Raw genomic sequence first — 12,638 nt, 5'->3', positions numbered from 1 at the left:
ACAAATCATCCATCACGGCCTCCTGTCGGAAACCGGGAATCACATCTCAAACGAAATTAATAGGTCCTGAGCCTAGTTGGCGTTGAGGTTGAGCATCGGCACGGCGCCGCCCGGCAGCATCGTGCGCGGCAGCTGGCCGTCCCACTTCTCGGCCTGGGTCAGCGACACGAGGCCCGGATTGTCCTTCAGCGCGTCGCCCCGCGCCTTGATCGCCTCCGCCTCCGCATCGCCGCGCAGGCGGATCGCTTCGGCCTCGGCCTGGGCGGCAAGCCGCACCGCATCGGCCTGCGCCTGCGCGTCGGCGCGGCGCGCGTCGGCCTGGGCATTGGCCTGCGTCACCGTGATCTCGGCCTGCACCTTCTCGCGTTCCGCGTTCTGGCGCAGCCGCTGCACCTCCACCTCGGCCAGCATGCGCTGTTCGATGCTCGCCTCGTAGGATTCGGAAAAATCGATGTTCTCGATCTGCACGCCGTCGATGAGCACCGGCCCCGAGACGCCCTCCTGGATGGCAGCCGCGACCTCGGCATTCAGCCGGCCGCGCTCCTGGATGGCCGTGACCGCATTGAACCGGCCGAAGACGGTCTTCGTCTCCTCGAAGACCTTGCGCTCGATGAGGCGGGCGAGCAGCCCGTCCTCGCCGCCGTAATTGGCGTAGACATCCTGCACGCGGTCGGCCGGGATGCGGTAGTTGACGGAGAGCTTGATGTCGGCCGGCTGCTGGTCGCGGCTGTAGGCCTCCATCTTGTCATAGACGACGGATTTCGACTGCACCGAGACGCGCACCACCGAATCGATCAGCGGCAGCTTGAAGCCGAGCCCGGGCTCGGCGACGCCCGACAACGCGCCGTAACGCAGGATCACGCCGCGTTCACCCTGGTCGATCGTATACCACGAGCCGAAGAAGACGCTGAGGCCGGCCAGGGCCGCGACGATGACGAGGGTGGTCGAGACGTAGCGCATGATCATGAAGTCCTCCGGGAGGGGTGCAGCGACGTCCGCACATCAGCCAGACGGATGGCGGCAGCCGTTTAATCTGCCCGCCGAAGATGCATGACGAGAATGGGGTCCGGAGCGAAATGGCGCGAGTGACGGGGCTCGAACCCGCGACCTCCGGCGTGACAGGCCGGCACTCTAACCGACTGAGCTACACCCGCGCATGGACGGCTTCACGAAGCCGCGGCACATCCGTTCCGCAAACCTGAGTGGCGCGAGTGACGGGGCTCGAACCCGCGACCTCCGGCGTGACAGGCCGGCACTCTAACCGACTGAGCTACACCCGCACTTTGTCTCAAGCATGCGGACGACGAAGCGTCCTGTCGAAGCGGCTGGGCCGTTCGATGAGCGGCTAACTAAGGGGTTCGCCTATGGGTGTCAAGCAGCTTTGAAGACAAAACAATGACGGGCTGTGAAATGTCGGCGGGCGCTCCGGATTTCACCGTGCCGGCCGCCCGGAACGGACCGCCGCACCATCGCCGTCGGGCACCCGGCAAGGGCGTGCGTCGTGCCGCGATCGGCCGGTCGCGGAGGGACGACAGGCACAGAGGCCCCCGGCGCGCACGCCGGCCCCCTCCCCGTCGCTCGTGCAAAAATTTTCGCGAAATCATCACAAAGGCTCTTGCGGAGCGAAACATATCCGCATAGATCACGGCCACCAACGCGGCCGGGCGATTAGCTCAGTTGGTAGAGCGCCTCGTTTACACCGAGGATGTCGGCGGTTCGAGTCCGTCATCGCCCACCATTTTCCTTTTTCTGCTGCTGATTATTCATCGTTTTTTTCCTTCTCGGTCTCATCCGCGCTTTTCGGTAGGGAAAGTGGGACACTTTGGCGTTTTTTGTACTCGGCACGGCGCTCGAAAGCGTTCGCGCGCATCTTTCGTTTTTCGGCCTGCTCTATGTAGATTTGCGCAGTCTTCAGGTTGGACCATCCGAACAAGGCCATCAGTTCCGGCGCCGTTCCACCGCTCTCGGCATAGGCGACGGAGGCCGCCTTGCGCAGACCATGCGCAGAGCACTTCTCAAGCCCAGCTTCTTTGCACCAGCGCGAGAAGGCATTGCCGAAGCTCTCGATGGTGTAGGCCGCGCTTCTGGAACTGATGACGTAGGAATGATGCCCGATCGGCGTCTTCTCGATCGCCTCCATGAGCTCCGGAGTTAACCGCGCCTCCATTTCAACGGGGAACCGGTTTCGGCCCTTGTAGGCCGTGAAGCGCACCCACCGTTGGCCGTCCCGAATGAACTCATCCTTCGGGCCGATCTGCGCGGCGTCGGAACGGCGCGCTCCGATCGCGATCATGAGCTCCATGGCAAGGCGTGGCGTAGAGCCCATCGACCAATGCGCCCGGAAACTGTCGATCTCGGCGGGCGTCCAGGTGTGGAAGCCCCCTTTCCTTCGGTTGATCGCCTCGACACCCACCGCCGGGTTGAACGCCGCCAGCGCTGGTTTTTGCATCATGGCCCAGTTGAAAAGCGCGCGAAGCACCTTAACGAGCTTGTCGGCCGCACCGGGCGTCGCCGCGCGCTTCAGTTGGCTTTTCACCATGTCCTCATGCCGGAACTTCCTGTACGGGAGATGGCCGGCTGTCGCGGCGAAGCGATCGAGCACGCTCGCCTTGTCCTTTTGCGTCGCCTTGTCGAAGCCCTTGAACGTCGCCGACCGATAGTAGCGATCGAACAGCCATTCAAAGGTCTCCTCGCGCGGTAGGTTCGGCTTTGCGGCGGCAGCGGTTTCGCCTTTCAGAGCGGCGATGGCGGCCCTGTAGGCCGCCATAAATTCGTCCGTTATGGCGCCATCCGCATCGCGAAACGGTTCGCGAATTCGGATCTTGCGCCGACCCTTCATGCGCACGTAGTAGCGCTCGTTCCCGCGCGGGTCGGGATCGAAAACGAGATAGCGGAGAACGGGCTTCATCAGACCACCGTGGCGTCGAAGGGGTTTTCCCCGTCCTCCTCAGCCATCGCGTCCTCATCCGCTATGGCTTGCCAGCGGGCGCGCAGGCCCTCGGTATCCCATAACACGACACCGCGCACCTTCTTGCCCTTAGGCATAAGGCCATCCTTGACCCATATGTCGAAGAGTCCCGGGGAAATCCCCAGCGCCGCCGCAGCTTCGCCGCGCCGAAGCGCGAAGCGAGGGAGCGATGCTTCGCGAAGTGTGGAACCTGCCATCCCCTACCCCTCCACCTTGCGGACCAGTTGGGACTCCTTGACTATCTCTCGCAAGCCCGTGGGGTGGCCGTCGTGCAGAAGCGCGACGTGGAGGTAGCTCCGACGGTCCATGTCGCTCCACTCCTGCCGCACGTCGCAAAGGTGAACGAACCCGCCGTCGAGCTCCACGTCGTAAAGTCCGTCCCCGGTGAAGGCGACGCTCGGCCGCAATGCGCTGATGCAGATGCGGCGTGAGCCGCGCCGGGTGCGGGTGTCGGCGAGCGTCGGCGGGTCGCAGTCGGGATGCATGCGCGCAAGAAGGCCCTTCAGTTGCACGATGCACGCCTCGAACTGCTCTTCATCGGATGGCTGCGCCGGATCGAAGAGGTAGCGATCCGGCGCAGCGCCCGCCACGGCCGGCACAGTTGCGGCGGAACCGGCGGCGGCAAGGGTTTTGATCAGGTCGCGGCGGGAAAAATCAGCGGGCATCGTCGGTGCCCTCTTGCGACATTGTCCCGGCCTTGCGGCCGAGCTCGAGGAGTTCGATGCACCGCTGCGCAACGTCGCCCATGGCCTTCCGCTCGTGGTCGTCGTGCCATTCGTCCGCGCGCAGCGACATGTGCAGAAGCCGGAGCAACGTCGTCACCATCTCGACCGCATTGATGAGCCGCGACGCCGAAACGGCCGGCGCGGCGGCCGCAAGAAGCTCTGTCTCCCCTCGGGCGGGCGAGCCACGTCGTTTGGCAGCGCCGGCTTGCATGGACCCGTCCTCCGCCTCGAGGAATGCCAGCACGAGCGGCAACAGTGCCTCGTCGAGGCTCGAGGGGCCCTCGCCACCCGTCGGCGAGACGTGATCCTCCATCATTGTTCGCAACGCCGCTGCGGCACCCGCCCGGCTGCGAATCGGTTCACGCCATTCAAGAAGCGCGTCATGCGGCGGGCCATAGGTCGCCTCCACCACGGCCTCTTCACCGCCGTGCGCAGGCCAGTCGGCCTCCGGAATGCGCATGAATGCAGCGCTACCGGCCTGCAGGCGTGCGATTGCATCGAGGATGGGGTCGCAGTCCGGTGGGCTTGCACCGGACGCATTTTTCAGAGTATGCAGGTTCTGCATTTCGATATCCTTTGAGTGCACAAAATGCCGACGCGGGGTGCTAAGCTGCGTCGGCATTTTTCGTTTCTTCCTGCTCAATTCCCTTCGCTACGAGACGCCGCACAGCTTCAGCGCGCGTGCGAATTCGGTTTTGAAAGCTGTAATCATCCAGTTTCTGTAGCAGGCTAGGGTCAAACATGATTGGCACTCTTTCAGTCTTTTGCAGGCCCTTCATTCAATCCTCCTGACACAAACTTATGCAAGTTGCACAAGTTGACCATGCCAGACTAATCGCTGTTGCGTCAAGATGAAAGTTGTGCAACTTGAGCAAAAAATGGGGAGCAACCGTTGAGCGACGATAGGGAACTAAAGGACCAACGCATTCCGATCATGATGACGGAATCCGAGGTCAAGAAGATAGACGATTGGTCGTTCCAGCAGCGGATTAGGTCGCGGGGAGAGGCGATCCGTCGGCTGTGCCAGATTGGCTTGGCCTTCGACGAAGGCCGCGAAACGCTGTTAGCGGGGCATAGATCGATCGCAAGCGCCGTGGACGCGGCACTAGCAGTTGGAAGCGATCCGAACGAAATTAAGAGCCTGACCACTGCGCAAAAGGTAATCGTCAGCAACGCCATAAAAGCTCTGGTTGCTGCAACTCATTTACTTCCAATACTTTCGTCACAAGTCATAGTTGATAACTATTTAAAATCAGAAGGTGATATTGATTATATCCTAAAAAATTCCGAAAAAATTCTATCTCTGTACGATAAATACCATGACAGTAAGGAATAAATCCGCAAATTCTGGAATTTTTGTGAAGTCCTTGCGCAGCCGCAATGACCCGCTGCATCTGGGCAGATTGGGCCTATGGCCATTTATGCATGGCTGTCGTTGCCGCTTCCCGTCATCGACATTAACGACAGCTCACCTGTCCGACACCTGCGCGACCGGAGACCCTCCACGCCTGGGTGAGGAGCCCGTTGATGAAGGTTCGAACGAAGTCATAATAGGGCTGTGACGCAGCCGGACATCTTCCGATATGATCCAGCTGGTGAAAATTGTACGCACGGAAGGTATCTTTGTAGAGATCAAACGCGGCGAGACGACCATCAATCTTTACCCCCTTTCCACGAAGGACGCGGCAGAGGCCGCGCTCGATCGCGAGATGGACGTGTGGGCGAAGAAACATGGCCGCCGGTAAAGGATGGCGAGCGACGGGCGCGGTGCTCTGGACATTTTCCGGCCGCACCGGAATAAATCGTTCATGAGCCTGCCCGATTCCGCCAAAGAGAAGATCAAGCTGCGCGCCAACTTCATCAACGGGCTGGCGATCGGCGCCGTGCTGATCGGTGTGTTCACGCCGATCACGCGCGCGGCCTACGATCCGGCCATGAAGGGCGATGCCTTCTTCTTCATGGCCGCGTCGGCGCTGGTTTGCTTTGTGCTGGGCTTTGTCCTACATTATTACGCATCGAGGCATCTGGACGGATTGGACCCATGACCATCTATGCATGGCTCTCACTGCTCATCCCCGTCGTCGGCATCGCCGCCGGCCTCGCCCTCCTGCACCTGCGCGACCGCACCGATCACCGTCTTCATCCGGGCGAATAAGTGCGCACGACCTGGCGAAAATAAATGACGCACACCAACGAACTCGACTTTCTGCCGAAGGTTCTTGGTGAGCATCGGGCGCTCCAGATATTGCGCATTATGGTCAACCCGTCCTGCAACCGGAGCGCAACGGACAGGCTCCTGCATGACTGCCTGGAAATCTGCGGCCTCTATTGCGCGCGGCCGGCGCTCCGCAAACTGCTCGACGACATGGAAGCACGCGGCCTATTGGTCACCCATAAAGCAGAGGATTGCATCGTCGCCCGACTGACGGAGAAGGGCGAACGTGTCGGCCTCGGCAAGGATCGCATCGAGGGCGTGGCAACATTCTACCCGGATTGACGATCACCGGTGCAGCAGTGGGCGAACGCCCGAAAACCGTTTCAGACGGAAACGGTTTTCGGCTAGGGAAACCTACAAGCTCTGATGGTCGGGCGGCACGCGAAACCCAGCCGCTCCAGCGACTGACCGCAGCCGCTTGAATCCTGTGAACAGAGGACATCACGCCCATGAAGAACTCAGCTCTGCAGCTCGTCATCGCCGTTTGCCTGGTCGTCCTTGCCGGAGACCGGATTTACGAGCGCTTCTTCAACCGGATCCCCCAGATGGTCTATGTGCGGGGAGGTGATATGTCCGTTTCGGTCTCAGGCGGCGACCTGGACAGCGTCGGCACAATCGAGACGGTAGAGACCGTCGATACTGTCGATCGGCTCGATCCCATGGGCCTCAGCGTTCTCGACGTTAACGTCAAGGGTGGCAAGCTCGACTATCCGACAGACTTTCAAGGCAACCTGCGCGTTTCCAACACTCCATGACATGGATGCGGAGACGATGGCCTGCGACATCGTGATGAATAGCGCCAAGGGTGCCAATGGCGTGATGATTTCCCGCCCCTCGCGCATGCACCGCCATAGACGCCAACAATCGGCCGGTGCCGACGAACCTCGCCGGCAGCCCATTCCCGCGCCGCGCACCGGATCTCTCGCGAAGAGTTTCTTGGCAGACTCGCGTCACGAGTGGTCAGCTTGTCGGGACGTTAATGAGGGAGTTGCCAGTGCATCCGGATTTGACCTCCCTACAAACCGATCGCCGGAACTACCAGGCATTGATGAGCGAGGTAAAGGCGAGGATATTTGCGATCCGCGCCATTCTCGATCACGGTCGCGATCTCCATCCCCAGATTGTCACGGAGACCTGCGACCTCCAGCTCCGCCTGTGCTGCGAGTGCATTGCGCTCGCCTGCCTCGCAGTGCATCGGAGCCTCGCGGGATCGACGGCGAACGATATCATGAAGGCCTATCAGCCCGGCGTGATCATGAAGCGGCTTGCCCGCCTCCATCCGGATTTTTATCCGGTGCCGTGGAACCTGAACGTCACGGATTCCGGCTGGCACTTGACCGCCGATCAGGAGGCGCTCGCGTCCTTCCTGAGTAGTAAGGCTCTCATCGATCTTTGGGAAAACCTCGGACGCGGACTGCACAAGGGAAGCCTGAAATCACTTCTCACCGCCGAGCGGCCGGTTGCGAATGACCACCCCGTTCTCGATCAGCAGCTTGACGCCTTGACCACCTTTCTTAGGATGCACACGATCATGAGCCATGACCGCTCCCATGTCATCATCTGCGAGGGGCTGATGGACAAACCGGATGTCGGCGTTCATTGCTCACTCGCCATCGCGCAGGGGTGAGTAGCCGCTGAGCCCGCCTACGGCAACGAAGAGCTGTCACGCCGACCATCGCCTTCATCCGGGCGAGTGAGGCAAGTCGCCAAGTTGGCGACTTGAAGCCTTTTCTACCTGAAACGGCAAAATGTTCCTTTCTAGAAGATTTTCCGGGGAGTCAGAATTTTATGAAGTGAACCGCCATTACTCAAACTGAACTATCGCGGCTGGAAATCCAGCAGATCTGCGACCCTGCTGATCGATCCGCTTACGGATGACTTAAGCAAGGCCTTCATTCCTCGGCATATCTCTTTGCTGTCGCCCTCAGCCGTTCGCTATGGTCGTATATCTGGTCGAGGGAATCGATGATGAGGCGTTCCTCGTTCTCGCCGTCGAACAGGCCGATATATTTGACCGATCGATTGAACCACAACCGGGCCAGGGGTCGCCGGTTGTTGTTGTCGACCAGGATGGCGCAGTAGGATTTCGCGTCGCGCATCACAACGCGCTTCGGCCTGATTGTATCGCGGACGATCGCCTTGACGACCATGTACCCTTCGCGTTCCTCCTCCGTCGTGACGACCTCCGGCTCCTCGTCTGCCGGTTCGTCGATACGCTCGATGACCTCCTGCGTGTCGGCGAGCGCGCTCGACAGGCGGCTTTTCACCGCGTCCATGATGACGTCGCGAAAGGCGGCGCGCACGACGCCCGTGAACATCTCCTTCACTTGCGCCCGCATCTGCCCTTCATAGACATTTCGTGACACCAGGCGCACGAACTCCTCTGACGGTTCCTCGATGAGCTTGGCGATTTCCTGCTTCACTCCCGACGTGTATTTCAGTCGTTCGGCCGTCGCGAGGATAGCCTGGACGTCAAACGTCCCCTTTTCGAACTTCCGCAGTTCGGCGACGATCCCGGCGTTGAAGTCCGCGACGTCGAAGACAAAGAAAGGGCGCGTGTCCAGCTTGTTGGGCGCCTCGAGGTCCGTATAGAAGTTGAAAGTCCGGCCGTTGGTGAGAATGGCGAACTTGGCGTTGGTGACCGTGAAGTAGCGGAAAAGCTGGTCGAGGTGCCTCTTTTCAAGCTGTACCGAGATGGGCTTGCACTCGATCAGGATGCGAATTTCGCCGTCGATCTTAATGGCATAGTCGACCTTCTCGCCTTTTTTGCCCACGGCGTCAGCGGTGAACTCCGGGACCACCTCGGTCGGGTCGAACACGTCGTAGCCAAGTGACCGGAGGAACGGCAGGACCACGGCCGTCTTTACCGCTTCCTCTGTCGCCATCGTGCTCGAATGCGATTTCACACGCTCTGCGATCGCTCGCAGGCTCTCCTCAATCGTGCTCATTAATATCCCCCACTTATTTCAAGTAGAGTTTATCAAGCTAACCGTCTCGTCAAGTTGCAATTTCGGGCGCGCCGCGCGAAGGCCGACAGCATCCCGAATACACGGTTCGGGCAATGCCATCCTTACGTGCCTTCGCCGGCACTATCCGTGCTTTTCCGTGTGGCGACCGAGCAGGCACAGCACCCGCAGGTCTCGCCTTTGAGACTAGGATCCGTCACGACCCGCCCCTGTATGATTGAAAAGCAGGTACCGCTGCCCATCCACGCACCACCTCTCCGACGACGCGGCGCCATTTTCATCTTTCGACGAACTGCTGATCGCGCAGGAGCCTAAACTCCTCGTGACGCTGGACGTCGCTCGACAGTAAGTGATCTGTGCATTGAGCAGATCTTCGTCGTAATGCGCCCTACACGCGTTGGCCAAATCGCCTTGACAAGGTCACTCCCTTACGCTGGACAACACGGAATGCGTTCTTCTTGCCATAGGCCGCGCCGGTCTTCGTGCCGGCCTCCAGCTCCATCAGCTTCTCGGCAGCAAAGCCGATCATCTCCCGCAGCAAATCGGCGTCGGCGCTCCTCTCTACGAGCGAGCGCAGGTTCATAACGTCGTCGATGATCGGTGATCTTCCCACCAGGTTGGTCGTGAACAACCCGACCCTACCGGAAAAACACTGGTGGCCGCCTTCCTGCTACACCACCTCTCGGGACATCATGGTTCGGTTGTCGGCAGCAGTCGCGATATCCCAGCGATGATGCGGATCTTAGCACACGATTCGTTCGCACTTTGGCTCGCTAGCGCGCAAGTTGCGATTGGGATAAATGGTCGACTACGCGAGGGAGTATAGGCATGGAAGAATTGTTACGGGAGTTGGTAGACACGCTGAAAACAACGCACGCCGATTTTCAATCGGGTCAAGAGGGGGCTGCGAGAGCATTGATCGCGCAACAGCCCGGCCTCTATCAGACGCTCGCGAGAGCGTTTAATGAGGTCCCTTTTTTGGGAACAGCGGCGGAGGAATTATTTCTGCCGCAGGAATCTGCACAGATATCTTCGACCAGTGTGTAAAAACCGCCCACGAGAACCCGCCAAAAATAGTTGGTAAGAAGCCGCTGCGAGTATCTGGTGAACTGCCTATTCTTGATGATTCGACTGTTCACCGATTGCTTAATCTTGTAAAGCGGGCAGATTCTGGCGATCGTTCGCGCAAGGAAGCAAGAAGTCTTTCGTATATTGCCGCGGCTGCGTTGATGAATGAATTCAGCATTCCTTTCCCAGCACATCAGATGAGTGAACAGGAGCGCTTTCAACTTTATGCGGCATCGGCGCTTTATACGTCTTCCAAATTGGCGTTCTCCATTAAGACGTCGTTCCAAGACAGCTTTAGTGAACAGATGGCCAGCGTTCAGGGCGCGCTGGAAAACTACCGAGCAGAATTCGAGGCCGACCGAGAAAGGCACCGCGGAGAACTTAATGCTTTGTCCGCTGCAGCGGCCGAGTTGAATCAAAATGTAGCGTCGACTGCCGACGATCTCGACGCAGCGATCCACCGATTGAAGAATTTCGAGACCACTATTCGCGAGGAGATGAAACTTGATCGGGCGCGGCTCACTTGGCAGAAGCGATTTGAGGAGTCGCGGGGCGCCTTCGTCATGGCCTGTGGATTGTTGGCTCTATTTCTCGGTGTCACAATAGGTACGGCCCTGGTGTACGGGCTGCCGATAATCACCAGCTTGGCGGCGGTCGAGCAACAAAGTGGCGCCGCCAATGATTCGATTGCACTCGCGCTGACGCACCAATTCGGGCGACTGATCGTTTTCTCCGTTCCTGTGCTCGTCTACCTTTGGATTTTGCGTGCCGTGATGCGATATTTTATGCGGTCTATGCTGCTGATGGATGACGCACGGCAACGCCAGACGATGCTCGATACATATTTCCTTCTCAGCGAGAATGGTCGCGCCGATGAGCGGGACCGGCCAATGATACTCTGGGCACTGTTCCGCCAGACGCCTGGGCACGGAACGGATGGCGTCGAGCCTCCTGACTTCACCGAAGTGATAAATGCGGGCATGAAACGGGGCGGTCCGGCCGAATGAGATCATTTTACATCCCCGACCGTGCACGGCCCGTATAGATTAGACGCTCGAATGCAGCGGCCCGCTTTATCACGCCCCTCCGCATCTACAGAAAACATCATGTCGTACTGTCGAGCCGGCCGCCGGCGCAGCTTCAGGCAGATCTCCGTTTCGTTGGCCGTCAGCAATCGGAACGGATGTCGTCGTCCCCCCTCATGGCGCCTCCTCGCATCCGTGCGGCAGCACCGCCAGCTCCGAATCGAGATAGGCAAGCCCGGCGCGAAAGCCGGCCGCCATCAGCCGGTTGCGGATCGTGAATTCGCAGGTCATTGGGATCGAGAGCGGGCAGTCGAGCAGCGCCGCCGCCCGTCCCCGCTCGTCCGTCGCGTCCGCGATCTGCCGCGCGCCGTCGCGCAGTTCGTTCATACCGCAACCTCCACATTGGCATTGTCCCAGAGCGCGAGCATCGCCGCGCTCGAGGCCGCCTGGCAGCACCCGTGCGCCGCACCCCCGCAGTTCCACACGCCGAGCAGCAGCCCGCAGCGGAAGCGCACCGCAGCGACGTCGTTGCGCCATAGGATCGGCAGATGGCTTTCCGGCCTGACGCCGTTCTCTGCCGTCTCCGTCGTCTGCAGGTCGGCGCCGCAGATCGGGCAGGCCTCGAGCGCGGTGAGCAGCCACACGGCCCGCGCCGTGATCCGGTCGTTCCGTTCGTCGATCGGCCCGACGTTGGGCAGCGGGAAATCCTCGGGTCGCGACCGCCGGGGCGGCGCCGCCGGCGGCGCATCGTCCTCGTCGGGCAGGGCATCGAAGAGGGAATACATCGTGCCGCTCATGGTCCCTCGCCCTCCCCCGCTTCATTGCCCCAGAAATCCCACATCCCGTTCAGCCGGACGTCGCCGGGCCTCAAGCTTTGCCGCCGCTGATACATCTTGAGCTTGCGCATGCGCGGCCAGAGCCGGTCGATGTAGCCGGCAAATGCCTCCGGTTTCTTCGAATGGGCGCCCACCGGAAATGCGCGGCACTTGCACTTGACCGGCTGCGTGCCGGGCAGCGGCGCCGGAAAGCCGCCGCGAGTGCGATGACGAGCAGTTCCAGATTGTCGAAGCTCCAATATCCCGTGTCGCCGCCGTGAAGCGCCGCTGCGTCTCCGATTTCAAGTCGCCAAGTTGGCGACTTGCCCGATCGCCACCATGTGCAGTTTCGGGTGCCTCGGCAGGTAGATTTTGTTCCGCCGGAAGACGAAGAGCGCCCGGTCGACAGGCGTCAGGTCGGTGCGGCAGAGGTTTTCGTCGATCTCCCAAAGTTCCGCGTCGAGCGCGTCCCCGTCGCGCACGCGGCCCATATGCCGGTCCAGTCCTCCGCCGTCGCCGCCGTGAAGCGCCTGGCGCCCGGAAAGCTTTCGCCAACTTGGCGAACCCAAAAAACATTCCAGGTCGGAACATCTTCCAGCCGAGCTCTGACGGAGCGGGTGTCGGACGAAAACCGTTCTAGATGGAAACGGTCTTCCGATTCCGCGAAGTTTCGCGCTCTCGGTGTTGTCGTTGACGGCGCGGCAAAAAGCCAGCGTGCCGAAGCACATCAGCCAAATCGCCCCGCAGAGGCGAAGCGCTCGGCGATCAAGTGGAGGGCTGCTAGGCTCAGGACTCATTGATCAGAGCCAGAAGATGACGGTCGCGGCGATGCATATTGCGGAGAAGAAGGTGTGCG

At 60.3% G+C, this 12,638-nt stretch carries 19 protein-coding genes, 3 tRNA genes and 1 pseudogene; 9 read left to right on the top strand and 14 right to left on the bottom strand.

Translation table 11 applies throughout. The features are described from left to right. Window positions 1-72: 72 nt before the first annotated feature. From LXM94_RS23875 to LXM94_RS23865, 3 genes are all read right to left on the bottom strand, one after another. The gene (locus tag LXM94_RS23875; protein ID WP_235774085.1) at window positions 73-960 is read right to left on the bottom strand and encodes a prohibitin family protein; all 888 of its coding nucleotides are present in this window, start codon (window positions 958-960) and stop codon (window positions 73-75) included. Between the two features lie 117 nt (window positions 961-1,077). Next, window positions 1,078-1,154: transfer RNA gene (locus LXM94_RS23870), tRNA-Asp, on the bottom strand. Window positions 1,155-1,203: 49 nt separating this feature from the next. Further along, window positions 1,204-1,280: transfer RNA gene (locus tag LXM94_RS23865), tRNA-Asp, on the bottom strand. A 382-nt stretch (window positions 1,281-1,662) separates the two neighbouring features. On the opposite strand from LXM94_RS23865, the gene LXM94_RS23860 reads away from it, so the two are divergent. Further along, window positions 1,663-1,738: transfer RNA gene (locus LXM94_RS23860), tRNA-Val, on the top strand. A 21-nt stretch (window positions 1,739-1,759) separates the two neighbouring features. Here the strand turns inward: LXM94_RS23860 and LXM94_RS23855 are convergent. Genes LXM94_RS23855 through LXM94_RS23835 form a run of 5 tightly spaced genes read right to left on the bottom strand, consistent with a single transcriptional unit; the run spans window position 1,760 to window position 4,472 of the window. After that, window positions 1,760-2,908 carry a tyrosine-type recombinase/integrase gene (locus LXM94_RS23855; RefSeq protein WP_235774083.1) on the bottom strand — a complete coding sequence of 383 codons (1,149 nt, stop codon included), beginning with the start codon at window positions 2,906-2,908 and terminating at the stop codon, window positions 1,760-1,762. After that, the gene (locus tag LXM94_RS23850) at window positions 2,908-3,165 is read right to left on the bottom strand and encodes a DNA-binding protein (protein ID WP_235774081.1); all 258 of its coding nucleotides are present in this window, start codon (window positions 3,163-3,165) and stop codon (window positions 2,908-2,910) included. The genes LXM94_RS23855 and LXM94_RS23850 overlap by 1 nt, the downstream gene beginning before the upstream one ends. A 3-nt stretch (window positions 3,166-3,168) precedes the next feature. Continuing rightward, window positions 3,169-3,633: a twin-arginine translocation signal domain-containing protein gene (locus LXM94_RS23845; protein WP_235774079.1), complete on the bottom strand. Its 465-nt coding sequence runs from the start codon at window positions 3,631-3,633 to the stop codon at window positions 3,169-3,171. Further along, window positions 3,623-4,315 carry a hypothetical protein gene (locus tag LXM94_RS23840; protein WP_235774077.1) on the bottom strand — a complete coding sequence of 231 codons (693 nt, stop codon included), beginning with the start codon at window positions 4,313-4,315 and terminating at the stop codon, window positions 3,623-3,625. Before LXM94_RS23840 ends, LXM94_RS23845 begins: the two co-directional genes overlap by 11 nt. Continuing rightward, window positions 4,299-4,472, bottom strand: coding sequence for a ribbon-helix-helix domain-containing protein (locus LXM94_RS23835; RefSeq protein WP_235774075.1), 174 nt, complete (start codon window positions 4,470-4,472; stop codon window positions 4,299-4,301). Before LXM94_RS23835 ends, LXM94_RS23840 begins: the two co-directional genes overlap by 17 nt. A 113-nt stretch (window positions 4,473-4,585) precedes the next feature. Here LXM94_RS23835 and LXM94_RS23830 point away from each other — a divergent pair, with 113 nt between their 5' ends. The 6 genes from LXM94_RS23830 to LXM94_RS23805 all read left to right on the top strand — a co-directional run bounded on the left by LXM94_RS23830 (window position 4,586) and on the right by LXM94_RS23805 (window position 7,535). Then, on the top strand, window positions 4,586-5,029 hold the full coding sequence (locus LXM94_RS23830; protein WP_235774073.1) for a hypothetical protein: 444 nt from the start codon (window positions 4,586-4,588) through the stop codon (window positions 5,027-5,029). Between the two features lie 247 nt (window positions 5,030-5,276). Further along, window positions 5,277-5,438, top strand: a complete 162-nt coding sequence (locus LXM94_RS23825) for a hypothetical protein (RefSeq protein WP_235774071.1) — start codon at window positions 5,277-5,279, stop codon at window positions 5,436-5,438. Window positions 5,439-5,501: 63 nt separating this feature from the next. Further along, a complete protein-coding gene (locus LXM94_RS23820) occupies window positions 5,502-5,738 on the top strand; it encodes a hypothetical protein (RefSeq protein ID WP_235774069.1) in 237 nt (78 codons plus the stop codon). A 134-nt stretch (window positions 5,739-5,872) separates the two neighbouring features. Next, entirely contained in the window at window positions 5,873-6,190 is a 318-nt protein-coding gene (locus LXM94_RS23815; RefSeq protein WP_235774067.1) for a VpaChn25_0724 family phage protein, read from the top strand. Between the two features lie 167 nt (window positions 6,191-6,357). After that, a complete protein-coding gene (locus LXM94_RS23810) occupies window positions 6,358-6,663 on the top strand; it encodes a hypothetical protein (protein ID WP_235774065.1) in 306 nt (101 codons plus the stop codon). A gap of 116 nt (window positions 6,664-6,779) precedes the next feature. Next, a complete protein-coding gene (locus tag LXM94_RS23805) occupies window positions 6,780-7,535 on the top strand; it encodes a hypothetical protein (RefSeq protein WP_235774063.1) in 756 nt (251 codons plus the stop codon). Between the two features lie 265 nt (window positions 7,536-7,800). On the opposite strand, the gene LXM94_RS23800 is transcribed toward LXM94_RS23805, so the two are convergent. Both LXM94_RS23800 and LXM94_RS23795 read right to left on the bottom strand, forming a co-directional pair. After that, complete coding sequence (locus LXM94_RS23800) at window positions 7,801-8,856, bottom strand: type I restriction endonuclease (protein ID WP_235774061.1); 1,056 nt, start codon at window positions 8,854-8,856, stop codon at window positions 7,801-7,803. A 442-nt stretch (window positions 8,857-9,298) separates the two neighbouring features. After that, a pseudogene (locus LXM94_RS23795) lies at window positions 9,299-9,472 on the bottom strand (IS256 family transposase); the annotation flags it as partial. A 230-nt stretch (window positions 9,473-9,702) separates the two neighbouring features. On the opposite strand from LXM94_RS23795, the gene LXM94_RS23790 reads away from it, so the two are divergent. Then, the gene (locus LXM94_RS23790; protein ID WP_235774059.1) at window positions 9,703-9,921 is read left to right on the top strand and encodes a hypothetical protein; all 219 of its coding nucleotides are present in this window, start codon (window positions 9,703-9,705) and stop codon (window positions 9,919-9,921) included. A 182-nt stretch (window positions 9,922-10,103) separates the two neighbouring features. Beyond that, window positions 10,104-10,949, top strand: coding sequence for a DUF6161 domain-containing protein (locus LXM94_RS23785; protein ID WP_235774057.1), 846 nt, complete (start codon window positions 10,104-10,106; stop codon window positions 10,947-10,949). A gap of 192 nt (window positions 10,950-11,141) precedes the next feature. On the opposite strand, the gene LXM94_RS23780 is transcribed toward LXM94_RS23785, so the two are convergent. From LXM94_RS23780 to LXM94_RS23765, 4 genes are read right to left on the bottom strand one after another with little or no spacing between them, the layout of a single operon-like run. Beyond that, window positions 11,142-11,354: a hypothetical protein gene (locus tag LXM94_RS23780; protein WP_235774055.1), complete on the bottom strand. Its 213-nt coding sequence runs from the start codon at window positions 11,352-11,354 to the stop codon at window positions 11,142-11,144. Further along, the gene (locus tag LXM94_RS23775) at window positions 11,351-11,764 is read right to left on the bottom strand and encodes a hypothetical protein (RefSeq protein ID WP_235774053.1); all 414 of its coding nucleotides are present in this window, start codon (window positions 11,762-11,764) and stop codon (window positions 11,351-11,353) included. Before LXM94_RS23775 ends, LXM94_RS23780 begins: the two co-directional genes overlap by 4 nt. Further along, the gene (locus LXM94_RS23770; RefSeq protein WP_235774051.1) at window positions 11,761-12,042 is read right to left on the bottom strand and encodes a methyltransferase-A70 family protein; all 282 of its coding nucleotides are present in this window, start codon (window positions 12,040-12,042) and stop codon (window positions 11,761-11,763) included. Before LXM94_RS23770 ends, LXM94_RS23775 begins: the two co-directional genes overlap by 4 nt. 42 nt (window positions 12,043-12,084) lie before the next feature. Continuing rightward, window positions 12,085-12,351, bottom strand: a complete 267-nt coding sequence (locus tag LXM94_RS23765) for a hypothetical protein (protein WP_235774049.1) — start codon at window positions 12,349-12,351, stop codon at window positions 12,085-12,087. Window positions 12,352-12,638: the final 287 nt, after the last annotated feature.

It is taken from the genome of Rhizobium alarense (assembly GCF_021555155.1).
GTDB classification, from domain to species: Bacteria; Pseudomonadota; Alphaproteobacteria; order Rhizobiales; family Rhizobiaceae; genus Rhizobium_D; species Rhizobium_D alarense.
The sequence above is the reverse complement of the archived record's forward strand: the minus strand, read 5'-3'. Positions and strand labels throughout refer to the sequence as shown.

What these genes read in the sequence shown, in the direction of transcription:
- LXM94_RS23840 (WP_235774077.1), bottom strand. Translation starts at nt 4,315, where the DNA reads ATGCCGACGCAGCTTAGCACCCCGCGTCGGCATTTTGTGCACTCAAAG.
- LXM94_RS23785 (WP_235774057.1), top strand. Translation starts at nt 10,104, where the DNA reads ATGAATGAATTCAGCATTCCTTTCCCAGCACATCAGATGAGTGAACAG.
- LXM94_RS23800 (WP_235774061.1), bottom strand. Translation starts at nt 8,856, where the DNA reads ATGAGCACGATTGAGGAGAGCCTGCGAGCGATCGCAGAGCGTGTGAAA.
- LXM94_RS23850 (WP_235774081.1), bottom strand. Translation starts at nt 3,165, where the DNA reads ATGGCAGGTTCCACACTTCGCGAAGCATCGCTCCCTCGCTTCGCGCTT.
- LXM94_RS23815 (WP_235774067.1), top strand. Translation starts at nt 5,873, where the DNA reads ATGACGCACACCAACGAACTCGACTTTCTGCCGAAGGTTCTTGGTGAG.
- LXM94_RS23855 (WP_235774083.1), bottom strand. Translation starts at nt 2,908, where the DNA reads ATGAAGCCCGTTCTCCGCTATCTCGTTTTCGATCCCGACCCGCGCGGG.
- LXM94_RS23845 (WP_235774079.1), bottom strand. Translation starts at nt 3,633, where the DNA reads ATGCCCGCTGATTTTTCCCGCCGCGACCTGATCAAAACCCTTGCCGCC.
- LXM94_RS23775 (WP_235774053.1), bottom strand. Translation starts at nt 11,764, where the DNA reads ATGAGCGGCACGATGTATTCCCTCTTCGATGCCCTGCCCGACGAGGAC.
- LXM94_RS23825 (WP_235774071.1), top strand. Translation starts at nt 5,277, where the DNA reads ATGATCCAGCTGGTGAAAATTGTACGCACGGAAGGTATCTTTGTAGAG.
- LXM94_RS23875 (WP_235774085.1), bottom strand. Translation starts at nt 960, where the DNA reads ATGCGCTACGTCTCGACCACCCTCGTCATCGTCGCGGCCCTGGCCGGC.
- LXM94_RS23780 (WP_235774055.1), bottom strand. Translation starts at nt 11,354, where the DNA reads ATGAACGAACTGCGCGACGGCGCGCGGCAGATCGCGGACGCGACGGAC.
- LXM94_RS23790 (WP_235774059.1), top strand. Translation starts at nt 9,703, where the DNA reads ATGGAAGAATTGTTACGGGAGTTGGTAGACACGCTGAAAACAACGCAC.
- LXM94_RS23810 (WP_235774065.1), top strand. Translation starts at nt 6,358, where the DNA reads ATGAAGAACTCAGCTCTGCAGCTCGTCATCGCCGTTTGCCTGGTCGTC.
- LXM94_RS23835 (WP_235774075.1), bottom strand. Translation starts at nt 4,472, where the DNA reads ATGAAGGGCCTGCAAAAGACTGAAAGAGTGCCAATCATGTTTGACCCT.
- LXM94_RS23820 (WP_235774069.1), top strand. Translation starts at nt 5,502, where the DNA reads ATGAGCCTGCCCGATTCCGCCAAAGAGAAGATCAAGCTGCGCGCCAAC.